Raw genomic sequence first — 25,621 nt, forward strand, 5'->3', positions numbered from 1 at the left:
ACGTCGAACGTTCGGCCCTCCGGCGAAGGCGACCTCGTTCGCCGTCTCACACCGACCGGTTGCCGACAGGGAGTTACCAACTCCCCCCTTCGTGCCGTTTGGTTTGGTTGAGGGCGCCGGTGCGGCGCCGCGGCACAAGGATTGAGGCGACGAGGAGAGTTGGCGATGGACTGGTCGGATAGCTGGCGCGGGGCGTTCCGCATCGAACTGCGGGCGGAGGCGATCGGCCTCGCCTGGCGCGGTTGGCCCGTGTTGCCCGGTACCTATCCGACGGGTTCGCGCTGGGCGGGGCGCGAGGGCGCCCACCAGGACGGTCCGGTCCCGGTGCACGACGACTGGCAGCAGCGGGTCGGCGCGGACGCGGAATCGGTGGCCGCATGGTGGAGCGGCGGCGTGCCATACAGCCTGCTGGTCGCCACCGGCCACCTGCTCGACGCGGTCGAGGTGGGCGTCGAACTCGGTCGCCGGGCCGCCAGGGCGCTGCGCGGAATCGGCGTCCCGGTCCCGATCGCAGCCACCCCGTCCGGTCGCTGGCTGTTCCTGGCCGAGTCCGGCCGGCGGCTGCGCCCCGAGCTGGCCGAGTGCGCCGACGTGCGACTGCACAGCACCGGTAGCTGGATCCCACTGCCGCCCACGCCGTTCGAACACGGCGTGGTGCACTGGCGGGTCAACCCCGAGGTGTGCGGCTGGCGCCTCCCGGCGTCGGACGTCGTGCAGGACGCCCTGGTTTCGGCGCTGCGCGGCGATGTGCTTCCCGAGCTGGCCACGGCTCAGCCGCTGGTCAGCGCGCACCGCTCGCCGGTCGCCTGATCCAGGACACGGCCGTGCTGGACGCCGCCATCCTCCCGTATCACCCCGAGTACGGCGTCCAGCACGGCCACCGCACCCGCCTTGTCCAGCGGCTCGTTGCCATTCCCGCACTTGGGCGACTGAACGCAGGACGGGCAGCCAGCCGGGCAGTCGCAGGAAGCGATCGCCTCCCGAGTAGCGACCAACCAGGGGACCAACGCGGCGAACCCGCGATCGGCGAAGCCGGCTCCCCCGGGATGACCATCGTGCACGAACACCGTCGCCTCCCCGGTGTCCTCATGCAGCGCGGTGGACACCCCGCCGATGTCCCACCGGTCACAGGTCGCGAAGAGAGGTAGCAGGCCGATCGCCGCATGCTCGGCGGCGTGCAGTGCGCCGGGGACGCGCGCCGGATCCAGCCCGGCGCCCCCCGGCGCACTGCCGTGCAGCAACTCGTCGGACACCGTGTACCAGACCGCCCGGGTACGCAGCGACCGCTCCGGCAGGTCGAGCGGCACGTGGTCGAGCACCTCACCGGACGGCAGCCGGCGCAGGTAGCCCACGACCTGCGAGGTCACCTCCACCTCGCCGAGGCACGCCGACACCCCACCCGGGTGCTTCTGCTTGGTCAGCGTGCGCACCACGGAGATGTCCACCACGTCGCGCGGGGATGTGCTCCACTCCGGGTCCTCGGCGTGTACGAGCGCCAGACCGTCGGTCAGGTCCAGCGCGTCGACCACGTATGAGGAGCCCTGGTGCAGATAGACGGCGCCCGGATGGACCTGCCAGCACGCCGCGCCGGGGTCCACCGTGCCGAGCAGCCGGCCGGTGTCCGCCTCCACCACGCAGACCTGCTCGGCACCGGAGCCGCGGATGCTCACCGAGGCGTGCGGGCGTTCCCGCGCCACCCAGTACCAGCCGGTCGCCCGCTGCCGCACCACGCCGTCGGCGACCAGGTCGTCCAGCACCGCCCGCGCCTCCGCCTCGCCGAACAACGCCAGGCAGCGCGGCGTGAGCGGTAGTTCGGCCGCCGCGCAGGCCAGGTGCGGGCCGAGCACGTACGGGTTGGCGGGGTCCAGCACGGTCGCCTCGACGGGCCGGTTCAGCACCGCGTCCGGGTGGTGCACCAGGTAGGTGTCCAGCGGATCGTCCCTGGCCACGAACACCACCAGGGCGCCGTCGCCGTCCCGCCCGGCGCGCCCGGCCTGCTGCCAGAACGACGCCAGCGTGCCCGGGTATCCGGCCACCACCACGGCGTCCAGCCCGCAGATGTCCACGCCGAGTTCCAGGGCGTTCGTGGTGGCCACGCCCAGCAGCTCACCGCTTGCCAGTGAACGCTCCAGCGCCCGCCGCTCCTCGGGCAGGAAGCCCGCGCGGTACGCGGCGACCCGCCTGGCAAGCCCGCCGTCCACCTCGGCGAGCACCCGCCGGGCGCCGAGCGCGGTCAGCTCCGCACCCCGCCGCGAGCGGACGAACGCCAGCGTGCGGGCACCCTCCACGACCAGGTCGGCGAGGATCCGGGCGGCCTCGGCACCCGCCGACCGCCGCACCGGCGCGCCCTGCTCGCCGGCCAGTTCGTCCAGCAGCGGCGGCTCCCACAACGCCACGGTGCGCGCTCCACGCGGCGAGGCGTCCTCGGTCACCGCCGCACACTCCAGGCCGGTCAGCCGGCCGGCCGACGTCGCCGGGTCGGACACCGTGGCCGATGCGAGCACGAACACCGGAGAGGCGCCGTAGCCTCGGGCCACCCGGCGCAGCCGGCGCAGCAGCAGGGCGACGTGCGAGCCGAACACGCCGCGGTAGGCATGGCACTCGTCGACCACCACGAACGCCAGCCGGCGGAAGAACGTCGCCCAGCGCGAGTGGGCCGGCAGGATGCCGCGGTGCAGCATGTCCGGGTTGGTGAACACCCAGCGTGAGTGCGCCCGCACCCAGTCCCGCTCGGCGCTCGGCGTGTCGCCGTCGAACACCGCCGGCCGCACCCCCTCGACACCGAGCCTGGTGACCGCCGCCAACTGGTCCACGCCAAGCGCCTTGGTGGGCGCGAGATAGAGCGCCGTTGCCCTGCGCTCGCTGGTCAACCGGGACAACACCGGAAGCTGGTAGGCCAGCGACTTACCGGACGCGGTACCCGTGGCGAGAATCACATGCTGCCCCGACCAGGCCCGGGACGCGGCCGCCACCTGGTGCTGCCACGGCCGTGTTACGCCGACCGAGCGAAAGGCGGACACGACCGGGTCCGGCGCCCACTCCGGCCAGTCGGCGGTTCCGGCGTCCCGCTCGGGCAGTTCGGCGACGTGGGTGAGCGGTGACTCTCCCTCGGGGACCCCGGCGAGTACCCGGTCCAGCAGCCGGCTGCCACGGCCCGTTACGCGCTGTTTGCCCACGTCACACAGCTTGGCACAACGCACCCGGACAGCCGAATTCGTTCACTGGATCGATCACGGACCTCGACCTGCGGAGATAACGGACGGTGAACAGACTGGACGGGGCAACTGGCACTGTTTGCCTGACCAATAGACTCCGCCGCTATCACACCGCTGTGGCGGTGGACACGTCGCGTCGGGGCCGACGCAAGGGTCGCCGGCTCCGTCGCCGCAAACCGGTAGATGCACAGGAGGACGGATGTCCCGGCACTTCCTCGCGGCGAGCCTCGAGCTCTCCGGAGGTGACCGCGGCGTGGTCGCCGTGGTCGCTGTGGTCGCCCTCGCTGCCCTCGCCGTCGGGTATGTCCTGCTCCGGGAGGTGCTGGCCGCTGGCCAGGGCACCTCCAAGATGCAGGACATCGCCAGGGCGGTGCAGGAAGGCGCGTCGGCCTACCTCAACCGGCAGTTCCGCACGCTCGGCGCATTCGTCGTGATCGTGTTCGTGCTGCTCTTCGCGCTCCCCGCGGACGACATCGGCGAGCGGATCGGCCGCTCGGTGTTCTTCGTGATCGGCGCGTTGTTCTCGGCCAGCATCGGCTACCTGGGCATGTGGCTGTCCACCCGGGCGAACGTCCGGGTCGCGGCGGCGGCCAGGGAGGCCACCGGCGCCCGGGAGAAGGGTATGCGGATCGCGTTCCGCACCGGTGGCGTGGTCGGCATGACCACCGTCGGCCTCGGCCTCTTCGGCGCCTCGCTGGTGGTGCTGGTCTACGCCGGCCAGGCGCCCAAGGTCCTGGAGGGCTTCGGCTTCGGCGCCGCCCTGCTCGCCATGTTCATGCGTGTCGGCGGCGGCATCTTCACCAAGGCCGCGGATGTGGGCGCGGACCTGGTCGGCAAGGTCGAGCAGCACATCCCCGAGGACGACCCGCGCAACGCGGCGACGATCGCCGACAACGTCGGTGACAACGTCGGCGACTGCGCCGGCATGGCGGCGGACCTGTTCGAGTCCTACGCGGTGACTCTGGTCGCCTCGCTGATCCTGGGCACCACCGCGTTCGGCGCGCAGGGCCTGCTGTTCCCGCTGATCGTGCCGGGCATCGGCGTGCTCACCGCGGTCATCGGCGTGTACGTGACCAGGGCCAGGGCCGGCGAGAACGGCCTGGTCGCGATCAACCGGGCGTTCTACATCGCGGCGCTGATCTCGGCGGTGCTGTGCACCGTGGCGGCGTTCACCTACCTGCCCAGCTCGTTCGCGGGCCTGTCCGGCGTGTCCGACGACGTCAAGGCCACCGCAGGCAGTCCGGCGCTGATCGCCGCGATCGCGGTGCTCATCGGCATCGTGCTCGCCGGCATCATCCTGTGGCTCACCGGCTACTTCACCGGCACCGAGCGCAAGCCGGTCCAGGACGTCGGCCGGACCTCGCTGACCGGTGCCGCCACCGTGATCCTCTCCGGCATCTCGGTCGGCTTCGAGTCGGCGGTCTACACCGCGGTCGTCGTCGGCGCCGCGGTGTACGGCGCGTACCTGCTCTCCGGCTCGGTGATCGTGGCGCTGTTCTCCATCGCGCTGGCCGGCTGCGGCCTGCTCACCACGGTCGGCGTGATCGTCGCGATGGACACCTTCGGCCCGGTCAGCGACAACGCGCAGGGCATCGCGGAGATGTCCGGCGACGTCGAGGGTGAGGGAGCGCAGATCCTCACCGAGCTGGACGCGGTCGGCAACACCACCAAGGCGATCACCAAGGGCATTGCCATCGCCACCGCGGTGCTCGCCGCCACCGCACTGTTCGGTTCCTACAACGACGCCATCAAGCAGGCGCTGGCCAAGGTCGGCGGGGCGTTCCGGGACGCCGACTTCGCGGTGTTCGTGCCGAGCACGCTGGTCGGCGTGGGTGTCGGCGCCGCGGTGGTGTTCCTGTTCTCCGGGTTGGCGATCAACGCGGTGTCCCGGGCCGCCGGCGCGGTGGTGTACGAGGTGCGCCGGCAGTTCAAGGACAACCCGGGAATCATGGACGGCACGGTCCGCCCGCAGTACGGCCGGGTGGTGGACATCTGCACCAAGGACGCACTGCGCGAGCTGGCGACCCCGGGCCTGCTGGCGGTGATGGCGCCGATCGCCGTGGGGTTCGGCCTCGGCGTCGGACCGCTGGCCGGCTACCTGGCTGGCGCGATCGCCACCGGCACCCTGATGGCGATCTTCCTGGCCAACTCCGGTGGTGCCTGGGACAACGCCAAGAAGCTGGTTGAGGACGGCCACCACGGCGGCAAGGGCTCCGACGCGCACGCCGCCACGGTGATCGGTGACACGGTCGGCGACCCGTTCAAGGACACCGCCGGCCCGTCGATCAACCCGCTGATCAAGGTGATGAACCTGGTGTCGGTGCTGATCGCGCCGGCGGTGGTCACCTTCTCGGTGGGTGCGAGCGCCTCGCTGGGCATCCGGCTGGCCATCGCGCTGATCGCCTTCGCTGTGATCATCGCGGCGCTGGTGGTGTCCAAGCGGCGCAGCAGCATGATCGCGGAGACGCCGGCGGAGACGGTGACCACCGGCTGAGTTCCGTCACGTGTTCGCGGCCCCGCCCCGGCCGGCCCGGCGGCGGGGTCGCGGCATGTCCCGGGCGCCGTGGTTCGGGAACAATCATGGCCGCGGAAGCATTGGTCACTTCGAACGTCTGTTCTACGCTGACCGGCGTGGGGCAGCTCTCGTTCTACTCCGCCGAGGCGCGCACGCCCCGCGTGGCCGACCTGGCCGGGTTGCTGTGCGGGCCCGGGCAGGCGGTGAGCTTCGGCCGGGGGACGGCGGCCAGGGTGTCGGTCGTGGTGCCCGAGCGGTGGCGCGCGGCCGCGCTGGCCGGCGCCTTCGCCGAGCGCGGCATCGAGGCCGAGGTGGGCACCTCCGAGGAGGGCCACGTGCTGGTCCGCACCGCCTTCCGGGTGGACCTCACGGTGCTGGCCGCGTCCTGGTTACGGGGTGCGGTCAAGGCGGTGCCGCCGGGGTTCGACCTGGACGGCCCCGCGCTGCGGCTGTGGGCGCTCACCGCGGGGCATCCGGTCGACTCCGGTTACCTGCTCGGCCTGGACCCGCACGCGCCGGACACGCATGAGCCGCTGCGCGCCGCGCTGGCCATGGCCGGGCTGCCGGCCGCGCTGCTCGGCGTACGCGCCGGTGGGCCGGCACTCCGGGTGGCGGGTCGGCGACGGATCGGCAGGCTGGTCGAGTTGATCGGTCCACCGCCACGCGGCGCGGAAGCCTGCTGGCCGGCCGTCGCCGTGTCACAGTGATCTGAAACACACCGCCGAAGCGTCCGATTGGGTGAACTCCGATGGGCAGGTGACCCCGTCGTCGCCACTGTCGGGCGAGCATCTCGTCCGTCCAGCGGGGTACAACCGGGGACGGGCCTGATGTGACTCCGGCCGTTTTCGGCCCCATGGGCGCACCATGTGGCGCACGCTCGACGGAGTTCGGTGCACACTGGCGGGCCGAGGTACCGGGAGAAAGAGAGCAGGACAGCGTGGCAGGGACGACACGGACGAAGAAGAGCGGCGGCGGAACGGGTGGTTCCGGCGGTCGCCGGCTGGTGATCGTCGAGTCCCCGGCGAAGGCTCGAAAGATCGCCACCTACCTGGGTGGGGACTTCGTCGTGCAGTCGTCCCGTGGGCACATCCGCGACCTGCCGCGCAACGCCGCGGACGTCCCGGCCAGGTACAAGGGCGAGTCCTGGGCCCGGCTCGGCGTGGACGTGGACAACAACTTCGAGCCGCTGTACGTCGTCGTCCCCGACAAGAAGGCCACCGTCAGCGAGTTGAAGGAGGCGCTGAAGGGCGCGGACGAGCTCTACCTTGCCACGGACGGTGACCGCGAGGGTGAGGCGATCGCCTGGCACCTGCTGGAGACGCTGAAGCCGAAGGTGCCGGTGCGCCGAATGGTGTTCTACGAGATCACCGAGCCGGCCATCCGGGACGCCGCGGCCAACCCCCGCGACCTGGACCAGCACCTGGTCGACGCGCAGGAAACCCGGCGCATCCTGGACCGGCTGTACGGCTACGAGATCAGCCCGGTGCTGTGGAAGAAGGTCATGCCGAAGCTGTCGGCGGGCCGGGTGCAGTCGGTGGCCACCAGGATCGTGGTGGAGCGCGAGCGCGAGCGGATGCGCTTCGTCTCCGCCTACTACTGGGACATCTCCGCGACAATGGACGCCGGCGAGGGCGCCGAGCCGCGCACCTTCGGCGCCCGGATGGTCGCCCTGGACGGCACCCGGTTGGCCACCGGCCGGGACTTCGGCCCGGACGGCCGGCTCAAGGCCGGCGCCGACGTCCGCCTGCTGGACGAGGCCGAGGCGCAGCGACTGGCCGACGCGCTGGCGAACGCCACGTTCACCGTGTCCAGCGTCGAGGAGAAGCCCTACACCCGGCGGCCGTACGCGCCCTTCATGACCTCGACGCTGCAGCAGGAGGCCGGCCGCAAGCTGCGCTTCTCCGCCGAGCGCACGATGCGCACCGCGCAGCGGCTGTACGAGAACGGCTACATCACCTACATGCGGACCGACTCCACGACGCTGTCCGACACGGCGATCGCGGCGGCCCGCGCCCAGGCCACCGAGCTGTACGGCGCGCAGTACGTGGCGGACAAGCCCCGGCAGTACACCCGCAAGGTGAAGAACGCCCAGGAGGCGCACGAGGCGATCCGCCCGGCCGGCGAGGTGTTCCGCACCCCCGGCGAGGTGGCCCGCGAGCTGGAGTCCGACGAGTTCAAGCTGTACGAGCTGATCTGGCAGCGCACCATCGCCTCGCAGATGGCCGACGCGCGCGGCACCACGATGAGCGTGCGCATCGTCGGCACCGCGGCCAGCGGCGAGGAGTGCACGTTCGCCGCGTCCGGCCGGACCATCACCTTCGCCGGCTTCCTCAAGGCCTACGTCGAGTCGGTGGACTCCGAGGCCGGCGGCGAGGCCGACGACGCCGAGTCCCGGCTGCCTCGGCTGGTCAGGGAGCAGTCGCTGACCGCCGACGACCTGGCCGCCGACGGGCACTCGACCAGCCCGCCGCCCCGGTTCACCGAGGCCAGCCTGGTCAAGACGCTGGAGGACCTGGGCATCGGCCGGCCGTCCACCTACGCGTCGATCATCAGCACCATCCAGGACCGCGGCTACGTGTGGAAGAAGGGTTCCGCGCTGGTACCGTCCTGGGTGGCGTTCGCCGTGGTCGGGCTGATGGAGCAGCACTTCGGCCGGCTGGTCGACTACGACTTCACCGCCGCGCTGGAGGACGAGCTGGATGGCATCGCCGCCGGCCGCCAGGAGCGCACCAACTGGCTCACCGGCTTCTACTTCGGCGGCGACGTCGGGCCGAACGGCTCGATCGGGCGGGCCGGCGGGCTGAAGAAGCTGGTCGGGTCCAGCGTCGAGGAGATCGACGCCCGGGAGGTCAACTCCATCCCGCTGTTCGCGGACGACGCCGGCCGCACGGTGTACGTCCGGGTCGGCCGGTACGGGCCGTACCTGGAGCGGGAGGTGGACGGCTCGTCGCAGCGCGCCAACCTGCCGGAGGACCTGCCGCCGGACGAGCTGACCGTGGAGATCGCGGAGAAGCTGTTCGCCACCCCGCAGGAGGGCCGCTCGCTGGGCGTCGACCCGGTCAGCGGCCACGAGATCGTCGCCAAGGAGGGCCGGTTCGGCCCGTATGTCACCGAGGTGCTGCCCGAGGGCGTCAAGGACAAGCCCCGGACGGCCAGCCTGTTCAAGTCCATGTCGCTGGACACGGTCACCCTGGACGACGCGCTGAAGCTGCTCTCCCTGCCCCGGGTGGTCGGCACCGACCCGAACACCGGCGAGGAGATCACCGCGCAGAACGGCCGGTACGGGCCCTACCTGAAGAGGGGCACCGACTCCCGCTCGCTGGCCAGCGAGGACCAGATCTTCACGATCACCCTGGACGAGGCGCTGAAGATCTACGCCGAGCCTAAGAAGCGGGGGAGGGCCGCGGCCGCCTCCGCCCCGCCGCTGAAGGAACTGGGCAAGGACCCGGTGTCCGGCAAGCCGATGGTGGTCAAGGACGGCCGGTTCGGGCCGTACGTGACGGACGGGGAGACCAACGCCTCGCTGCGCAAGGCGGACAGCGTGGAGTCGCTGACCGACGAGCGCGCCGCTGAACTGCTCGCCGAGAAGCGGGCCAAGGGGCCGGCGTCCAAGCGGTCCCCCCGCCGCAAGTCGCCGGCAAAGTCGAAGTCCTGAGCGCCCCGCCGGCACGTCGCCGGTGAGGCGGAAATCCTGACGGCCGGATCCCGAACCTTCTACGCTGGAGGGGTAGCCCCGCTCGAGCGAAGGGGGTGGCCGACACCGTGGCGGACGATGCCTTGTTCGGCCCGGACGGCACGCAGGACCCGCCGCCTCCGCCGGCCTTCCCCGACCCGCTCGCCGGGCTGGTCACCGGTGCGGCCATGGTCGGCGAGGCCGCCTGGGCGCGGCTACCGGTGGCCGAACCCACGAAGCCGCCCGAGGTCGACTCGTCGATGCGGGAGGCGATCAACGCGGCGCTCGCCGAGCCACGCCGCCGCGGCCGGCAGGTCGGGGGGCAGCCACGCCCCGGAACGCCCCCGGTCCGCCGTCCGTCGGCGCAGCCCGCGCAGGGAACTCCGCAGCGCCGCCCGGCGAACGCGGTGGCGGGCTGGCTCATCGCCGGCCTGATCCTGCTGGCGACCATCCTGGCCACCGCTGGCCGGGCGATCATCGACGCGCTCTCACACGCCTTCCACTGACGGCCCCACCGAACTCCCGATACGTGGAATCCGAGAGATCGCGCCGCGCGGTGGACAACCAACACAGCGCGACCCTGCGGGATCTCCCGATTCGTCGCGGTTACGCTTGGTGCCGGTGCGGGGGTGCCTGGCGGAAGTGGGGTGGACTGCATTCTGGACGGCATCGGGATGACGTCCGAGGCCGGCCACGGGCCGGCCGAGTCGGACGCGTCCAGCGCGCACCGGATTCGCAGCGTCCTGGCGATTCGGCCGTTCCGCCGGCTGTGGGGCGTCACCTACCTCTGCACCATCGGTGACTGGCTGTCGCTGCTCGCCCTCACCGGTCTCGTCGCCAAGCTGACCAGTAGCTACCAGGCACAGAGCTTCGCGTTCAGCGGTGTGGTGCTCACCCAGCTGCTGCCAGGCATGCTGTTCGCCCCGCTCGGCGGGGTGCTCGCGGACCGGTTCGACCGGCGCAAGGTGATGGTCGTCTGCGACCTGTTCCGCTGCGGGCTGTTCCTGTCCATCGCCATCGTCGGTTCGCTGCCGTGGCTGTTCGCGGCCAACTTCCTGGTCGGATGCTGCGCGCTGATGTGGATTCCGGCCAAGGACTCCTCGGTGCCCAACCTGCTGCGCCGCCGGGACCAGGTGGAGACGGCGAACCAGCTCGGCCTGGTGATGACCTACGGCATCGCGGTGGTCAGCGGCGCCGGACTGTTCTCGGTGATCTCCGCGATCGGTCCCACGCTGCACCTGTCGAACAGCGGGCTCGGCATCGCCAACATCATCGTGATCATCAACGGGCTGCTCTACCTGACCTCGGCGATCGTGGTGGCCACCAGGATCCCGGAGATCTCCGGTCGGCCCACCACGCACCGGGCCCGACCGGTCGCCGGGGGGCTGGGGCTGTTCGGCATGTTCCGCGACGGGCTGCGGTACGTCGCCGGCAACACCCTGATGCGCGGCCTGGTCATCGGCATGACCGGTGCGTTCGCCGCGGCCGGTGCGGTGGTGGGTACCGCCCGCCTGTACGCGGCCAGCCTGCTCGGCGGGGACACCGCGTTCGGCATGCTCTTCGTCGCGGTGTTCGTCGGCCTGGGCACCGGTATGGCGTTCGCGCCGAAGGCGGCGGCGCGGCTGACCCACAACCGGCTGTTCGGCGTGGCCATCGTGGCGGCCGGGCTGTCGCTGGTGCTGGTCGCCCTCGCGCCGCACCTGTGGACCGCGCTGGTCACGGTGGCCCTGGTCGGCGCCTCCGCCGGGGTGGCCTTCCTGACCGGCCTGACCATCATCGGCTCGCAGATCGAGGACCGGATCCGCGGCCGGATGGTGTCGCTGGTCCAGGTGCTGATGAAGACCATCGTGTTCGGCTCCACCGCGGCCACCCCGGCTCTGGTCGGTCTGGTCCAGGTGCACACCGTGACGGTGCTCGGTCACCAGATGCGGGTCGACGGCACCCGCCCGGTGCTGCTCGGCGCTGGGGTGGTGGCCGCGCTGGTCGGCGTGATCGCGTACCGGCAGATGGGTGACCGCCGCAAGGAGCCAATCCTGGCCGACCTGTTCCGCGCGCTGCGCCGGCGCCCGCCGCGGCGCGCCGGCCTGCTCGTCGCGGTGGAGGGGGACACCGTCGAGGACACCTCCGCCCAGGCCAGGCGGTTGGCCGAGTGGCTGCGCGGGCACGGCAAGAAGGTGCTGCTGGCCAGCGATCCCGCGTTGGACGAGAGCCGGCTGCACAGTGTGCTCGCTGGGGCCTCGCTGTCTGGGGCGCGGGCGCACGCGCTGGTGGCCGCCGCTGTCCGGGCGGACGTGGTGGAGCGCCGGGTACGGCCCGCACTGGACGCGGGCGAGCTGGTCATCATGGAGCGCTACGTGGACAGCCCGCTGGCTCACCTGGGCGCTCTCGGCGGGCTGGACCAGGCCGAACTGGAGCACCTGGCCGACTGGGCGACCGGCCGGCTGCGGCCTGACCTGACCGTGCTGCTGGACCGCGACCCGGCGACGCTGCCTCGATCCGCGGTCGGCCAGCCGGGCAACCCGACGCCCGTCGAGCCGCCGGACAGTGGCGACGGGCAGGTCGCCGGCGGCATCGGCACCCTGGAACACCACTGGCGGGTGCAGAAGATCCTCACCGAGGTGGCTGCCGCCAATCCGGACCGCTACGTCGTGGTGGACGCCGACGGCGCCGAGGAGGAGGTCGCCGAGCGGGTACGCGCGGCCGTGTACTCCGTCCTGGCCGCCCGCATCGGCTTGTCCGAGTCCCCGGCCGAGCAGCCGGTCGTCACGGTGGATGCTCCCTGATGCGTGTGTCGGGCCGGGAAAGAGGAGGCTCCCTCATGCGGGCGTCAAGCCGCGGCAGCCAACGTGGCCACGGCGCGCCCCATGTTCCTGCCGGCGTTCACGTCGTGCGCCGGTCGAGCCCCGGCTTTCGGGGGGACCACCGGTGACCGGTGGGGTGTGGGCGGACGTGGTCGGCCAGCCGGCCGCGGTGGACGAACTCGCGGCCGCGGCCGACGCGGCGGCCGCGCTGGTCGCCGGCCGGCCAGCGGTGCGCGGCGCGATGACGCACGCCTGGCTGTTCACCGGCCCGCCCGGGTCCGGCCGCTCGGTCGCGGCCCGCGCCTTCGCCGCAGCCCTGCAGTGCACCAGCCGCACCGGGCCGCCCGGCTGCGGCGCGTGTTCCGGCTGCCGGACCACGCTCGCCGGCACCCACGCCGACGTGCGGCTGGTGGTGCCGGAGGGGCTGTCCATCTCGGTGGCCGAGATGCGGTCGCTGGTGCAGGCGGCGGCCCGCCGGCCGACCACCGGGCACTGGCAGGTGGTGCTGATCGAGGACGCCGACCGGTTGACCGAGGGCGCGGCGAACGCGCTGCTGAAGGCCGTGGAGGAACCGCCGGCGCGGACCGTGTTCCTGCTCTGCGCCCCGTCCGACCACCCCGAGGATGTCTCGGTCACCATCCGCTCCCGCTGCCGGGCGGTCTCCCTGCGCACACCGTCCGCCTCGGCCATCGCCGAGGTGCTGCACCGCCGGGACGGCATCGACGAGGACACCGCCCGCTGGGCCGCCTCGGTGTGCGGCGGGCACGTCGGCCGGGCCCGCCGCCTGGCCACCGACCCGGCCGCCCGGGAGCGGCGGGCGGCGGTGCTGCGCGTGCCACTCGCACTGCGCCGGCTCTCCGATGTGTTCGCCCTGTCCGACGAACTCGTCAAGGCGGTGGAGGACGAGGCGAGCACGGTGAACGAGGCGCGCGACGAGGCCGAGCGGCAGGCGCTGGAGACGGCGATGGGCGCCGGTGGCACCGGCAAGGGCACCGCCGCGGCCAGCCGGGGCGCCAAGGGCGCGATCCGCGAGCTGGAGCGCCGGCAGAAGTCGCGCAGCACCCGCACCCAGCGCGACACCCTCGACCTCGCCCTGGTCGACCTGGCCGGCTTCTACCGGGACGTGCTGGTCACCGCGGCCGGGGCGAACGTGCCGCTGAACCACCCGGACCGGGTGGAGGACTCGGCGCGTGCGGCGGCGGCCTGGACCCCGGAGTCCACGCTGCGCCGGCTGGAGGCCGTGCTCGCCTGCCGGGAGGCCATCGAGCTGAACGTCAAGCCCCGGGTGGCCATCGAGGCCATGGTGACCACGCTGCACCACGGCTGAACCCGGTCCCGGATCTACCGGGCCAGCCAGCCGCCGTCCACCACGAGCAGGTGGCCGTTGACGTAGTCCGAGGCGCGGGAGGCGAGGAACACCGCCGCGCCGACCAGGTCCTCCGGGGTGCCCCACCGGCCGGCCGGGATGCGTGCGGAGATGGCCGCGCCGCGCTCCGGGTCGGCGCGCAGCGCGGCGGTGGCGTCGGTGTCGATGTAGCCGGGCGCGATCGCGTTGACCTGGATGCCGTGCGCCGCCCATTCGTTGGCCAGCGCCCTGGTCAGGCCGGCGACCGCGTGCTTGCCCGCCGCGTAGGCGGGCACCAGGATGCCGCCCTGGAAGCTCAGCAGCGAGGCGATGTTCACGATCTTGCCGGAGCGCCTGGCGAGCATCTGCCTGCCGACCACCTGGGACAGCGCGAACACCGAGTCCAGGTCCACGGCCAGCACCCGGCGCCAGTTCGTCAGGTGGACCTCGGCGGCCGGCTCGCGGTGGATGATCCCGGCGTTGTTCACCAGCACGTCGATCCGCCGCTCGTGCAGCAGGCCGGACAGCGCGGGCGCCACCGCCTCCGGATCGCTGAGGTCCACCGCCATCGGCGTCACGCGGGCGCCCAGTTCCCGCGCCGCGCTGGTCACCTCGTCGAGGTTGTCCAACCGGCCTAGCAGTACCAGGTCGGCGCCTGCGAACCCGAGCGCGATCGCCCGACCGATGCCGGTGCGCGCCCCGGTCACCAGCGCGGTCCGGCCGCGCAGCGAGAACAAACCACCGTCCGATGTGGACACTGTGACCCCCAAAATCCGAGTTGCCTCGGGTATACCGGTCGCACGCGGACCAAACCACGCCCGCGCGGGGGATCACCGGTCAGGGGGTTGGGCGGCGGGGGCGCCGGCTGGGCAGCGCGGCGACGATGATGCTCCCGGCGAGCAGCATCGCGGTGCCAGTCAGGAACATCGGCACGGCCTGGTACGCGGCGGTGGTGTAGGCCAGCGGCGGTGCGGCGTACCCGCCGGGACCGCCAGGCGTCACCCCGCCGGCCGCCGCGGCGCAGACCACCCCGCCGGTCGGTGCGTACGCCCTGCTGATCTGCTCGCCCAGCGAGACCTGGGCCAGCGCCGAGGGCAGGTTGGGCAGCCCGAGCGCGTCGGTGGGTAGCAGTTGCAGGTCGAGCAATCGGGCCACCGCGGAGAGCTGGAACCCGGCGAACGGCTGGGTCATCGCCGCCTTCTTGATGTCCAGCTCGGCGTTCTGCAGCCGCAGCACGCCGACGTCGATCTTCGGCAGGTTGCCCGGCGCCGGGCTGCCGTTGGGCAGCAGGCCGCCGACGACCGGCAGCTTCGGTAGCTGCGACGAGTTCGGACCGGGGATCGGGATACCGATCGGCACGTCCAGCTTCTGGTTGGCAGCGTCCAGCGTGCCCAGCACCTTGCCGCCCTGGCTGACCCGCAGCACCGGCGCGGTGTAGTCCACGGTTGAGGTCTTCTCGTCGCCGGTCGAGGTCACCGTGAGGGTCGGCGGGGTGACCACGTCGATCCGGATCTCCATCGGCGTGCCGGCGAGCAGCCGGATGCCGGCCACCTGCAGCGTGGAGGTGGAGCGCACCGCCTTGTTCGCCGAGCCGGGCAGGTCGACCAGCCGGACCGTGGAGTGCGCGAGCATGGTGTCCGGCACGCTCAGCAGCGACCCGGTGGCGTCCGCGGTCGCCTTGCCGGAGAGCAGCCCGCCGAGTTGGCTGAGCGGGCCCGACATCTGGTTTAACCCGTCGACCAGCGGCTTCGGGTCGGGCAGCCGGGGCGTCGGGCCGAGCTGGCCGCTGAGGTTCTGGTTGGACGGCAGTGACGGGATCGCGTTGAGCGCGGACAGGCTGGCCATGGAAATCCGCGCGTCCGCGATCGGGTCGACGCAGGGGCCCGTGCGCTCGTCCCACCGCGCCTGCGCGCTTCCGTTCAGCAGGCCGACCTTGACCAGCGCGTCCAGCGGCGAGGACGGCGGGTTGATCCCACCGGTGGTCGGCGTGGGGTTGTCCGGCAACGCCGTCTGCACCACCGCGCCCGGCGGCGTCGGCGCCCGGCCCTCGACCGCCGCCCCACCGGGTTCCGCCTGTGCCACCGCGCGCTCGTAGCCCAGCGCCGCCTCCGAGTTGGCCTGCGCGCTGGCCAGCCCGAAACCGATCTCGGCCAGCGGCTGCTTGGGCAGTTGCTCCGACTCGCCCGGCATGATCGACTGGGTGGGCACGGCGCCAGGCAGCGCCCGGATCAGCGACAGCCCGGTGCCGGCGTCACCCACCGCGTGGCCGGGCGGCCGCGGCGCCTCGGTCGGCGCCTGGCCGGGGTTGACCGGGGTGGGTGTCGGCGTGGTCGACGGCGTCGCGGCAGCCGGGGCGGCACACAGCGCGAGCAGAACCGCCACGGCCAGCATGGCCATGCTCAACGGCGGCCGTCCGCGCATCGGGTGAACCTCCTCGGCGCGCGACCTGAGATGCATGTCACGCGCCTAACTTCAACGATCGGCCTGCTTATCGGTGACGGCGGGCCAGCAGCTACACTATGCCCCGTCTTGCCGCCTTAGCTCAGTCGGCCAGAGCGACGCACTCGTAATGCGTAGGTCGAGGGTTCGATTCCCTCAGGCGGCTCAGCGCCTACCAGGCACGACGGGGGTCTCCTACCCGGGAAGCCCCCGTCGTGGTCTTGGGGGCCCGCATCACGCAGCCGAGTCAGCGCGTGAGCCACTCCCGATACGCGGTCTTGGCGATAACGGCGCCCTCCTTGGCGATGAGGACGTCGCCCGAGGCGGCGGCGAGCATCCCGGCGCTGTTGTCGGTGACGACGACGCGATGGTCACCACGGGCGGCGAGGGTGATCCTGCCCAGCTCGTCGAGCGCGAAGACCTCTGGTCCGGCGATGTTGCGGGTACCCTGCAGCGGAGCGCCCAGGCCGACGTCGGCCACGGCCTGGGCGACGTCGACCGCGGCGATGGGCTGGACGAGCGTGGCGGGCAGGCGGACAGTGGTCTCGTCGGCGGTCTCGGTCAGTACCGCGTCAATGAACTCGAAGAACTGCGTGGCGCGGACGATCGAGTACGGCACGGGGCCGGCCTTGAGGATGTCCTCCTGCAGCACCTTGGCGCGGTAATAGACCAGGCTCGGCACCTGGTCGGCGCCCACGATCGAGAGGATGACCGCGTGGCCGACGCCGGCAGCCTCGGCGGCCGTCAGCAGGTTGTCCATGGTCTCGTGGAAGAACCCGAGCGAGGCTTCGTCGAAGGTCGGCGAGTTCGTCAGGTTGACCACGACGTCGGCTCCCGCCAGCGCGTCGCGCAGGCCCTGCCCGCTGAGCAGGTCCACACCGGTGGACAGCGAGTGCGGCACCGCCTCCTGCCCGCTCGCGGTCAGAATCTTGACGACCTGCGATCCAATGAGCCCCGTCCCCCCGATGACGGCGATCTTCATTTCTTTGACCTTTCTTGTTCTCGGAGATGAAATGTCCGAGCACGACGGGGTGCGGCTGAGCTCGCCGTCAGTTTTCGCGCGGGCCCGGCGGTTCGGTCGTGGCTTCCACCGGTGGTCGTCGACTCGATGTCCGACATCGAAAGACCTCTCCGAGGATGGGCTGCGGAGAGCCCGCTCACCTGCCAGGACCGGACGGCCGTACGGGTTGTGACACCTCGCTTGGCTTTTTATTCAGCAGCCCCGCCCCTGGCACAACCGGCGGCATGCGAGCACCCCGTCAAGGTCGAGCATGCCGTTGACGGTGGCGCATCAACCTGGGGCTTTGGTCCTCACGACGGAGGGCTGCCGCGCGACCATTGCCGGAGAGCTCCCGGAGTTCTGCCGCACCTCAGCCACCACACCCGAGGAGTTCCGGCGCCGCCGAAGCGCCGGCAGACCTCAAGATCGCCCAGGCAAGAGACGCCCGCAGCCGCTGGGTCGGCCTCCTGCGCCAAGCGCCCCCTGACCGCATACGCGCAGGCCAGGGGGCTTCTGGCGGCGGCTCGTCCGCTGGCCCACCGGCGAATGCCCGTCCGCCGGCCGTCATCCGGGTGCGAGCGTCCGCGAGGGTCCCATGTCACGCCTGGCCGGCGCGCTGATCACGAACATGGGCCCGTCATCGATGCTGCCCGGCTGGCACCGTCAACCTTTTCAGCCGACGAAGTTCCACAGCCTGTCGGTGGAGTACCACGCCTTCTCCAGCCGCAACTCGGTCCAGTCGTCAGTACCGGCCGATGCGAGTGCGACCGCCAGGGTCGGTTCATTCAACGGGCTGATCAGAAAGCTCGTGTCGGCCGCCCGTGTGATGAGCCATCGCTGCGCGCGTGAACCGTTGCAGGTGCGGACCACGACCTGCTGGTGGAGTGTGAAGCTCGCGTTCAGCGGCTCCAGGCACTTACCGCCCTTGGCATTCTGAATAGTCACACCAGCAAGGCCCGTGCCGATGATGTTCCACTGGTCGCTGGTGAAGCTGTCCCAGGCGGGGGCGCGCACGGCGCGGGCGTTGGCGTCCCCCGCGGAATCGAGTGCCGTGACCCAGCGACTGCCGTTGTGCCGGCTCACGATCTGGTACGAGCCCGGCTGCGGGACCACCTGTTTCGGCTGGGGGGCCGCCGTCGCCGCGCACGGGGCGAAGATGATCCCGATGGCCGCCGCCGTTGACGCCACGGCAACTTTCAGACCCTTGCTGATCCGCATTCTATTCTCCTATCCGCATACCCAGAGCTTCGACTGTCATTGAGGAATGCCGGCGAAGCCATGGGTACCTTGCTCGGCAATCCAAGGCGAGAAAACGAAGATCAACAGAAACGGAAGATAGGTAACTCGCCCGCGCTCCGTGCGCAAGCAGAATCGAGCTAGCCTCTCTCCTCTCGGGGTATCGCAGATGCGTCGTCGCACCATGCGAGCGGCTTTCCCGGCAGCCCAATGCTATTCGCAGGCATGTTTGCATCAAGTTGCTGACAGGGTGATTCGCGGGCTCGTCAGAGTGATGTCACCGCATCGAGTTCCGCCCCAACGCAACTACTGATAGCAGAAGGAATCTTGCAGCGACAGCGGTTCTCCGGCTGCTGGTCCCGACTTGGCTCGCGTTGGTGCGCACGCCCGAGGTCGACACCCGCGCGACGGGCACTCATCGCGCGATTCGCTGGGCACGTGCGCGGTGTTCCGCGCCTGCCCGTACGCGCTGGCGTGTGTCGTGGCGGCCAACGGGGACGACGCGGTGGCTGAGCCTCTGATGGTTCCAGAGGCCGCCGCTCAGTTCTGACCGCTTCGTCCCTGCCGGGGACCGTCGAGGCCACGGCGGGGAGCGTTCGCCACGGGTGCGGTCGGGGTGGCTGCCCTGGCCACGGATCCGGTGCCGCGCTGGGTCGCGGCGTCCTGAGACTCCGGGTTCGTGGTCAGGCTGTCGCTGACGGCGCGTTGCAGGTGGCGGTGCGCGCCGGCGAGTTCCTGACCTGTCTGCTGCGCCTGCTTGGCCAGCGGGTCGGTGTCGCTCACGGTGTTGGTTTCGGCGGCGCGGAGCAGCACGCCGATGTGGCCGTGCAAGCGGTGGTGCACGCCGGTAAACGTGATCACCTGGTGTTGGAGCTCGAGAGTGGGCGAGGTACGGGCCAGTGCTTTGATCACGGTTTCCTGCCACCACTGGCAGACCTGCCCGTAGTGCCGTTCAGCGGCCAGCCGGTAGTGCGGGGCCACCTGAGCGTCGAGTGCGACGCGAATCAGTTCCTGGCTGCAGTCGACCAGTTCTCGGGCGGTCGTGGTCATCGCGTAGGCCCATTCCCACTGCTCTCGCTGCGTGCTGGCCCGGCGCTCCTGCCGGGCCTCGGCAAGCTGGTTGGCGGCCAGCTTGACCTGTTCCCACGCCCACCGCGAATGGGAGTGCGCACCCTGAGCGGCCCCGGCCGCCTGCTCGGCATGGCTCTCGGTGGCCCGGGTCAGTTCGCGGACTCGGCTTGCGAGCTGCTCGGCCTGCCGGGCTCGGCGGTGAGCCAGCCACAGCTGCCACGCGGCGACCCCGACGGCGATGATCGCCACGCCCGCGGCGATCCACGTGGCAACCTCCACCGTCTGCATGGGGGCAGACCCTGACACATGGTGGCCCGTTGCGACGACCGGGTGAGCAAGATTTCACCATTCACGACCACCGCGACGGCCACCATCGAGACGCCCGAGCAGCAGTCGTGCGGGAACGAGGCGGGCGGCCGTCGGATCAGTGGGCGGGCCGGGTGAGGTCGACCAGCGCGTCGTGGACCCGGAGCAGGTGATCCCGCTGCCGGCGCAGATCGCGCCGGTAGGCCGGGTTGTCGGTGTGCGAGATCTCGGCGGAGAGGTCACCGAGCCGCGAGGTGAGGAAGTCGCGCAGCGCGACGGCCTCGTCGTCGGACAGTTCGAGCAGCATGTCACGCCAGCGTGCGCAGTGCGCTGACCAGCCGGGGAAACCGCACCGTGCGGTGCGCCCGGAGCCGTTCCGCGAGGGCACCGCACTTGCGGCAGCGCCGGCTGGTCGCGGCCATCCAGGTGTCCTGGCCGCACGGGCCGGAGCAGCGGCGGAACACCATCCGCACGCGTAGCTGCCGGAGTTCGGCGTAGGGATCGGCCTCGGGCCGCCCCGGGCGCCAGCCGAGCAGCCTCATGGTCACCACTTCCCCTCCGGGACGACGGACTCGTGCTGCCGGCCGCCCCTCCGAGAGCCGGCGTTACCGCTGGTCGCATCGCCTGTCAGGAATGTCGGCCATTCGGCGCCAGCCGTGCAGCATCTTCACCACCTTGTGTGAGCCCGACCCGCGTCACGACTCGCCAGCGTGGGTGTCGAAGGCCCGGATGCGGCCGGTTCAGCGATTGGGGCGCAATGTCCAGACCACGGTCAGTTCCGCTGTGGTCACCCCGTCCGCGTTGCCGACGATCACCGGGACCGGAAACTCGGGGCGCTCGCCGGCGTCCAGTTCGGCGACCACCTCCTCCGCCGGCCGGCCCAGCACGGCCTCCGCGCGCAGCGGCCCGAGCGCGAGCTTGCGGTACTCGACCTCGGCCCTGGCCACCAGCGGGGTGGCCCGGTCCAGGCAGTGCCCGAACGCGGCGAGCACCACCGCGCCGGACGCCGTCTCGCCGAGCCCGAAGATCATCGCCGCGTGCGGCCCGCCGACGTGGTTCCGCTGGTCCGGATGGTCCGGCAGGGTCGCCACCACCCGCCCGGCGGCGACCTCGACGAACTCGACGCCGGTCGTGCGCACCCACGGCACGGTTTGCTTCATCAACTCGCCCAGCGACTCGCGCTCGGCATCCGTGGCGCTCATGGCGGGCATGTTACTCGTCAGTAGAGCACTGATACCAGCATCGGTTCCGGATCATCACGGGAACGCGGAAAGACTCGAACCGGGGACCGGAGTGGCCTAGCATCGGGATCAGTCGCGACTGGCGCGTTCGGGTGGAAATGACCACCGGGGAGCGATCGAGCGGAACGGCACCGTGCGCCTGGGTGCGTCCGCCCGGACCACCAGTCCCCAGGAGGAACCGATGCACCAGCCACCCGTCCCGCACCTGGCCCAGGCGGACCCCGAGGTCGCGCGACTCGTCGAAGCGGAGGCGAAGCGCCAGTACGAGAAGATCCGGCTGATCCCCTCGGAGAACTACGTGTCCGCCGCCGTGCTCGAGGCCACCGGCACGGTGCTCACCAACAAGTACTCCGAGGGCTACGCCGGCCGCCGGTACTACGAGGGCCAGCAGCTCATCGATCCGCTCGAGACGCTGGCGGTGGAGCGGGCCAGGGCGGTGTTCGGCGTCGACCACGCCAACGTGCAGCCGTATTCCGGCTCGCCCGCCAACCTGGCCGTGTACCTCGCGTTCTGCCAGCCGGGCGAAACGGTGATGGGTATGGCCCTGCCGATGGGCGGCCACCTGACCCACGGGTGGAACGTCTCCGCCACCGGCCGATGGTTCCGTAGCGTGCAGTACGGCGTGCGCAAGGAAACCGGGCGTATCGACATGGACGAGGTTCGCGAACTGGCCCTGCGCGAGCGCCCGAAGCTGATCTTCTGCGGTGGCACGGCGATCCCGCGCACCATCGACTTCGCCGCATTCGCGGAGGTGGCCCGCGAGGTGGACGCGATCCTGGTCGCCGACATCGCGCACATCGCCGGGTTGATCGCGGGCGGCGCGCATCCCTCGCCGGTCGGCCACGCCCAGGTGATCTCCACGACCACGCACAAGACGCTGCGCGGCCCGCGCGGCGCGATGCTGATGTCCGACGCGGAGCACGCCAAGGCGCTGGACAAGGCGGTGTTCCCGGGACTGCAGGGCGGCCCGCACAACCACACCACCGCGGCCATCGCGGTCGCGCTGGGCGAGGCGGCGCAGCCGGCGTTCCGGGACTACGCGCACGCCGTGGTGGCCAACGCCAGGGCGCTGGCCGAGGCGCTCCTGGAACGCGGCTACGACCTGGTCTCCGGCGGCACCGACAACCACCTGATCCTGGTCGACCTGACCAACCGCGGCATCGGCGGCAAGCCGGCCGCCCAGGCGCTGGACCGGGCCGGCATCGAGCTGAACTACAACACCGTCCCCTACGACCCGCGCAAGCCGTTCGACCCCTCCGGGATCCGGCTCGGCACGCCGGCGATCACCACCCGTGGCCTCGGGGTCGAGCAGATGCCGACCATCGCGGGGTGGATCGACCGGGCGATCCGGGCCACCGCCGAGGAGGACGAGGCGTCGATCGAGCGGATCGCCACCGAGGTGCGCGAGCTGCTCGACGCGTATCCGATGCCCGGCTGGGCCTGAGCGCCGCGGCGCCGGCCTCTGACGTAGCCGGGTGGCTACGGACCGTCCTGCGACCGTTGTCACAGGTATTTCGCTTGGTCAACGACGTCGCCGTGGCCCATGCTTGTAGTCACCAACTACTTGGATGATGCAAGCAACGGGGATCCGTCGATGGCTGATGAACACCGCCTGGCCCTCGCCGGCGCCGAGCCGGACGCGCGGGATCTCGCCCTGGCCGACGGCGTGGCCATGGCGATGGTCCGGCTGTTCCGCATGTCGGCGTGCGTACACGCGCAACTCGCCAAGGCCGGCATCGACCGCGCCGCGTTCGTACTGCTCGCCACCCTCGTCGCCGAGGGGCCACGGCGGTTGAGCGCGCTCGCCGACGCGGTACACGCCGACGCCTCCACGGTGAGCCGGCAGATCACCCAACTCGTCAAGGACGGCCTGGTGGAGCGGCGGGCCGACCCGAGGGACGGGCGGGCGGCCGTGCTGGCCGCCACCGCCGATGGTGTCGCGCTGCTGGAGCGGCAGCGGCACCGGCGCAACGTGGCGATCGCGCAGGTGCTGGCGAACTGGCCGGTCGAGGACCGGAAACGGCTCGCCGAGCTGTTCGAACGCTTCACCGCCGACTACGAGCGGCACCTGCCGGCGCTGCTCGAGGAGTGCGCGCGTATCGCGCGCCCCGACGAGGACTTCCAGTGACCAACTCAACGGGCGGCACGTGGCACCACCACGGCGCGCGCGCCGGGACGGGCCCGCGCGAAGCCGCAAAAGGGGAGATGTGATGTCAACAACGGCCGAAAGAGCCGTGCCGTCGCCGGCGACCGGCGGCGACGGAGCGTTGAGCCACCGTCAGATCCTGACGGTGCTTTCCGGTCTGCTGCTCGGCCTGTTACTGGCCGCGCTGGACCAGACCATCGTGTCCGCGGCGATGCGGACCATCGCCGACCAGCTGCACGGGCAGACCATTCAGGCCTGGGGGACCACGGCTTACCTGATCACCTCGACGATCAGCACACCGCTGTACGGCAAGCTGTCCGACATCTACGGCCGCAAGCGGTTCTTCATCACCGCGATCTCGCTGTTCCTGGTCGGCTCCGCGCTGTGCGGGATGTCCCAGTCGATGTACGAGCTGGCCGCGTTCCGCGCGGTGCAGGGGCTCGGCGCCGGCGGGCTGTTCTCGCTCGCGCTCGCGATCATTGGCGACATGGTGTCGCCGCGGGAGCGGGGCCGGTACCAGGGCTACTTCCTCGCCGTGTTCGGCCTGGCCAGCGTGCTCGGCCCGGTGGTGGGCGGCTTCTTCGCCGGGCTGCCGAGCTTCCTCGGGGTCACCGGCTGGCGCTGGGTTTTCCTGGTAAACCTGCCGATCGGGCTGGTCGCGCTGACCGTGGTCAGCCGGGTGCTGAACCTGCCGCACCGGCGGATCGAGCACCGGGTCGACTACCTGGGCGCGCTCACCCTGGTGACCGGGGTCGTGCCGCTGCTGATCGTGGCCGAGCAGGGCCGGGAGTGGGGATGGGCGTCCGGCCGGTCACTGGCCATGTTCCTGATCGGCGCCATCGGCCTGGCCCTGTTCTCGTTCACCGAGCGCAGGATGGGCGACGAGGCTCTGCTGCCGCTGCGGCTGTTCCGTAGCTCGGTGTTCAGCCTCGCCAACGTGCTCAACTTCATCGTCGGTATGGGCATGTTCGGCGGGATGGCCTCGCTGCCGCTGTACCTGCAGATCGTCAAGGGTTACTCGCCGACCGAGTCCGGTCTGCTGTTGCTTCCGCTGATGATCGGGATCATGGCGGCCAGCACGCTCAGCGGCCAGGTCATCGCCCGGACCGGGCGGTACCGGGTGTTCCCGATCATCGGCACGGCCGCGATGTCCGCGTCACTGTTCCTGTTCAGCCGGATCGGCGCGGACACCCCGCTGTGGCCGACGCTCTCCACCGCGCTGCTGATGGGCTTCGGGCTGGGCCTGTGCATGCAGACCCTGGTGCTGGCGGTGCAGAACGACGTGCCGCCCGGGGACATGGGCGTGGCCACCGCGTCCGCCACGTTCTTCCGTCAGATGGGCGGCACCGCTGGCACGGCCGTGTTCCTGTCCATCCTGTTCGGGGTGGTCGGCGACCGGATCGCCGACGCGTTTCGCGCCGCGGTCCCGACCGCGTCGTTCCAGGCGGCGCTGCACGATCCGGCGCTGCTGGCCAACCCGGACAACCAGGTGGTGCTGACCGCGTTGCGCGGCGGTGGCGGCGGAAACGCCGACCTGAACAACACCTCGTTCATCCAGCACCTGGACCCGCGGCTGGCCCAGCCCTTCCTGGACGGGTTCTCCAGCGCGATGGACACGGTGTTCCTGGTCGGCGGCGTGGTGATGCTCGTCGGTTTCGCGCTGGTGTGGTTCCTGAAGAACCAGGAACTGTCCAGCAAGTCCGGCATCCAGCGGCAGGCGGAGGACGCGGCGGGCGCGACGCCGGAGCCGGCCCTGGCGCTGGACTGATCACGCGGCACCGACGCCGCGAGCGTCGGCGAGGGCCCGCACCATCCGGTGCGGGCCCTCGCCGTCCACGCTCAGTGCTCGCCGCGCTCCTGGGCGTCCTTGAGACGCTGGTAGGACTTGGCGATCTCCGCCTCGGCCTCGGTGCGGCCGACCCAGGTCGCGCCCTCGACGCTCTTTCCCGGCTCCAGGTCCTTGTAGACCTCGAAGAAGTGCTGGATCTCCAGCTTGTGGAACTCGTTCAGGTGGTGGATGTCCCGCAGGTGCTCCAGCCGAGGATCCTCGGTGGGCACGCAGATGACCTTGTCGTCGCCGCCCTTCTCGTCGGTCATCCGGAACATCCCGATGGCCCGGCACAGGATCAGGCAGCCCGGAAAGGTCGGTTCCTGGACGAGCACCATGGCGTCCAGCGGATCGCCGTCCTCGCCGAGCGTGTTGTCGATATACCCGTAGTCGGCCGGGTACTGAGTGGCCGTGAACAGGGTGCGGTCCAGCCGGATGCGCCCCGTCTTGTGGTCCATCTCGTACTTGTTGCGCTCCCCCTTGGGGATCTCGATCGTGACGTCGAACTCCACGGGTCCTCGCTCGTCTGGGGCTTTCTTCGGCAACCGACACTCGTGCACCGGCCGCGCCTACATTGCTGACTCGTCTACCCCACTAGTGTGGACCAGGAGGTCTGTTCTGCCCGCACGCCGCGGTGTGTGACCTTTACCCTTGCAGCCCTTGAGCGCGCTGGAGGAGGACGCGTGCCCGGACCCGGCGAGGCCCGTGCAGGTGCCGGAGCGGCCCAGCCGAACGAGGCCGACCAAGCGGCAGCCCGTACTTCCGGCCAGAGCCAGGGCTCTGAGCAGCGAGGATTCTCCTGGCC

At 71.3% G+C, this 25,621-nt stretch carries 20 protein-coding genes, 1 tRNA gene and 1 riboswitch; of the genes, 11 read left to right on the forward strand and 10 right to left on the reverse strand.

Annotation, left to right across the window (positions count from 1 at the left end; translation table 11 throughout):
* Window positions 1-165: 165 nt before the first annotated feature.
* Window positions 166-810 (forward strand): bifunctional DNA primase/polymerase, encoded by a 645-nt coding sequence (locus FFT21_RS11740; protein WP_137813850.1) that lies wholly within the window; start codon window positions 166-168, stop codon window positions 808-810.
* On the opposite strand, the gene FFT21_RS11745 is transcribed toward FFT21_RS11740, so the two are convergent.
* Window positions 771-3,176 (reverse strand): DEAD/DEAH box helicase, encoded by a 2,406-nt coding sequence (locus FFT21_RS11745; protein WP_137813851.1) that lies wholly within the window; start codon window positions 3,174-3,176, stop codon window positions 771-773. The genes FFT21_RS11740 and FFT21_RS11745 overlap by 40 nt on opposite strands.
* 238 nt (window positions 3,177-3,414) lie before the next feature.
* Between FFT21_RS11745 and FFT21_RS11750 the strand changes: the two genes are divergently transcribed.
* The 6 genes from FFT21_RS11750 to FFT21_RS11775 all read left to right on the forward strand — a co-directional run bounded on the left by FFT21_RS11750 (window position 3,415) and on the right by FFT21_RS11775 (window position 13,531).
* Entirely contained in the window at window positions 3,415-5,709 is a 2,295-nt protein-coding gene (locus FFT21_RS11750) for a sodium-translocating pyrophosphatase (protein ID WP_137813852.1), read from the forward strand.
* A 137-nt stretch (window positions 5,710-5,846) separates the two neighbouring features.
* Entirely contained in the window at window positions 5,847-6,437 is a 591-nt protein-coding gene (locus tag FFT21_RS11755; RefSeq protein ID WP_137813853.1) for a hypothetical protein, read from the forward strand.
* A gap of 230 nt (window positions 6,438-6,667) precedes the next feature.
* Window positions 6,668-9,385 carry a type I DNA topoisomerase gene (gene topA, locus FFT21_RS11760; protein ID WP_137813854.1) on the forward strand — a complete coding sequence of 906 codons (2,718 nt, stop codon included), beginning with the start codon at window positions 6,668-6,670 and terminating at the stop codon, window positions 9,383-9,385.
* Between the two features lie 107 nt (window positions 9,386-9,492).
* A complete protein-coding gene (locus FFT21_RS11765; RefSeq protein WP_137813855.1) occupies window positions 9,493-9,909 on the forward strand; it encodes a hypothetical protein in 417 nt (138 codons plus the stop codon).
* A gap of 168 nt (window positions 9,910-10,077) precedes the next feature.
* Window positions 10,078-12,186, forward strand: a complete 2,109-nt coding sequence (locus FFT21_RS11770) for a bifunctional MFS transporter/dTMP kinase (protein ID WP_137813930.1) — start codon at window positions 10,078-10,080, stop codon at window positions 12,184-12,186.
* A gap of 142 nt (window positions 12,187-12,328) precedes the next feature.
* Entirely contained in the window at window positions 12,329-13,531 is a 1,203-nt protein-coding gene (locus FFT21_RS11775) for a DNA polymerase III subunit delta' (protein WP_225978321.1), read from the forward strand.
* 14 nt (window positions 13,532-13,545) lie between these two features.
* Here FFT21_RS11775 and FFT21_RS11780 read toward each other — a convergent pair whose 3' ends face one another.
* Window positions 13,546-14,307 carry an SDR family oxidoreductase gene (locus FFT21_RS11780; RefSeq protein WP_225978322.1) on the reverse strand — a complete coding sequence of 254 codons (762 nt, stop codon included), beginning with the start codon at window positions 14,305-14,307 and terminating at the stop codon, window positions 13,546-13,548.
* 79 nt (window positions 14,308-14,386) lie between these two features.
* Window positions 14,387-15,970 (reverse strand): hypothetical protein, encoded by a 1,584-nt coding sequence (locus FFT21_RS11785; RefSeq protein ID WP_225978323.1) that lies wholly within the window; start codon window positions 15,968-15,970, stop codon window positions 14,387-14,389.
* A gap of 110 nt (window positions 15,971-16,080) precedes the next feature.
* Here FFT21_RS11785 and FFT21_RS11790 point away from each other — a divergent pair.
* Window positions 16,081-16,154: transfer RNA gene (locus FFT21_RS11790), tRNA-Thr, on the forward strand.
* Between the two features lie 81 nt (window positions 16,155-16,235).
* On the opposite strand, the gene FFT21_RS11795 is transcribed toward FFT21_RS11790, so the two are convergent.
* The 6 genes from FFT21_RS11795 to FFT21_RS11820 all read right to left on the reverse strand — a co-directional run bounded on the left by FFT21_RS11795 (window position 16,236) and on the right by FFT21_RS11820 (window position 20,803).
* On the reverse strand, window positions 16,236-16,970 hold the full coding sequence (locus tag FFT21_RS11795) for an SDR family oxidoreductase (RefSeq protein WP_137813857.1): 735 nt from the start codon (window positions 16,968-16,970) through the stop codon (window positions 16,236-16,238).
* A 690-nt stretch (window positions 16,971-17,660) separates the two neighbouring features.
* A complete protein-coding gene (locus FFT21_RS11800; protein ID WP_137813858.1) occupies window positions 17,661-18,206 on the reverse strand; it encodes an RICIN domain-containing protein in 546 nt (181 codons plus the stop codon).
* A 558-nt stretch (window positions 18,207-18,764) separates the two neighbouring features.
* The gene (locus FFT21_RS11805) at window positions 18,765-19,583 is read right to left on the reverse strand and encodes a hypothetical protein (protein WP_192909492.1); all 819 of its coding nucleotides are present in this window, start codon (window positions 19,581-19,583) and stop codon (window positions 18,765-18,767) included.
* 136 nt (window positions 19,584-19,719) lie between these two features.
* On the reverse strand, window positions 19,720-19,908 hold the full coding sequence (locus FFT21_RS11810; RefSeq protein ID WP_137813859.1) for a hypothetical protein: 189 nt from the start codon (window positions 19,906-19,908) through the stop codon (window positions 19,720-19,722).
* A gap of 1 nt (window position 19,909) precedes the next feature.
* Window positions 19,910-20,149, reverse strand: coding sequence for a hypothetical protein (locus tag FFT21_RS11815; RefSeq protein WP_137813860.1), 240 nt, complete (start codon window positions 20,147-20,149; stop codon window positions 19,910-19,912).
* A gap of 192 nt (window positions 20,150-20,341) precedes the next feature.
* The gene (locus FFT21_RS11820; RefSeq protein ID WP_225978324.1) at window positions 20,342-20,803 is read right to left on the reverse strand and encodes a DUF4442 domain-containing protein; all 462 of its coding nucleotides are present in this window, start codon (window positions 20,801-20,803) and stop codon (window positions 20,342-20,344) included.
* Window positions 20,804-20,907: 104 nt separating this feature from the next.
* Window positions 20,908-20,994, forward strand: a riboswitch (ZMP/ZTP riboswitch).
* 29 nt (window positions 20,995-21,023) lie between these two features.
* On the opposite strand from FFT21_RS11820, the gene glyA reads away from it, so the two are divergent.
* From glyA to FFT21_RS11835, 3 genes are all read left to right on the forward strand, one after another.
* A complete protein-coding gene (gene glyA / locus FFT21_RS11825) occupies window positions 21,024-22,286 on the forward strand; it encodes a serine hydroxymethyltransferase (RefSeq protein WP_137813861.1) in 1,263 nt (420 codons plus the stop codon).
* Between the two features lie 150 nt (window positions 22,287-22,436).
* Window positions 22,437-22,970, forward strand: coding sequence for a MarR family winged helix-turn-helix transcriptional regulator (locus FFT21_RS11830; protein ID WP_137813862.1), 534 nt, complete (start codon window positions 22,437-22,439; stop codon window positions 22,968-22,970).
* Window positions 22,971-23,052: 82 nt separating this feature from the next.
* A complete protein-coding gene (locus FFT21_RS11835) occupies window positions 23,053-24,756 on the forward strand; it encodes an MDR family MFS transporter (RefSeq protein ID WP_137813863.1) in 1,704 nt (567 codons plus the stop codon).
* A gap of 71 nt (window positions 24,757-24,827) precedes the next feature.
* On the opposite strand, the gene FFT21_RS11840 is transcribed toward FFT21_RS11835, so the two are convergent.
* Window positions 24,828-25,328: an inorganic diphosphatase gene (locus tag FFT21_RS11840; protein WP_137813864.1), complete on the reverse strand. Its 501-nt coding sequence runs from the start codon at window positions 25,326-25,328 to the stop codon at window positions 24,828-24,830.
* Window positions 25,329-25,621: the final 293 nt, after the last annotated feature.

Origin of the sequence: Gandjariella thermophila (genome assembly GCF_005405885.1) — a bacterium.
Taxonomy (GTDB): Bacteria; Actinomycetota; Actinomycetes; order Mycobacteriales; family Pseudonocardiaceae; genus Gandjariella; species Gandjariella thermophila.

What these genes read in the sequence shown, in the direction of transcription:
- FFT21_RS11810 (WP_137813859.1), bottom strand. Translation starts at nt 19,908, where the DNA reads ATGCTGCTCGAACTGTCCGACGACGAGGCCGTCGCGCTGCGCGACTTC.
- glyA (WP_137813861.1), top strand. Translation starts at nt 21,024, where the DNA reads ATGCACCAGCCACCCGTCCCGCACCTGGCCCAGGCGGACCCCGAGGTC.
- FFT21_RS11770 (WP_137813930.1), top strand. Translation starts at nt 10,078, where the DNA reads ATGACGTCCGAGGCCGGCCACGGGCCGGCCGAGTCGGACGCGTCCAGC.
- FFT21_RS11785 (WP_225978323.1), bottom strand. Translation starts at nt 15,970, where the DNA reads ATGCGCGGACGGCCGCCGTTGAGCATGGCCATGCTGGCCGTGGCGGTT.
- FFT21_RS11795 (WP_137813857.1), bottom strand. Translation starts at nt 16,970, where the DNA reads ATGAAGATCGCCGTCATCGGGGGGACGGGGCTCATTGGATCGCAGGTC.
- FFT21_RS11800 (WP_137813858.1), bottom strand. Translation starts at nt 18,206, where the DNA reads ATGCGGATCAGCAAGGGTCTGAAAGTTGCCGTGGCGTCAACGGCGGCG.
- FFT21_RS11750 (WP_137813852.1), top strand. Translation starts at nt 3,415, where the DNA reads ATGTCCCGGCACTTCCTCGCGGCGAGCCTCGAGCTCTCCGGAGGTGAC.
- FFT21_RS11830 (WP_137813862.1), top strand. Translation starts at nt 22,437, where the DNA reads ATGGCTGATGAACACCGCCTGGCCCTCGCCGGCGCCGAGCCGGACGCG.
- FFT21_RS11805 (WP_192909492.1), bottom strand. Translation starts at nt 19,583, where the DNA reads ATGCAGACGGTGGAGGTTGCCACGTGGATCGCCGCGGGCGTGGCGATC.
- FFT21_RS11820 (WP_225978324.1), bottom strand. Translation starts at nt 20,803, where the DNA reads ATGAGCGCCACGGATGCCGAGCGCGAGTCGCTGGGCGAGTTGATGAAG.
- FFT21_RS11740 (WP_137813850.1), top strand. Translation starts at nt 166, where the DNA reads ATGGACTGGTCGGATAGCTGGCGCGGGGCGTTCCGCATCGAACTGCGG.
- FFT21_RS11835 (WP_137813863.1), top strand. Translation starts at nt 23,053, where the DNA reads ATGTCAACAACGGCCGAAAGAGCCGTGCCGTCGCCGGCGACCGGCGGC.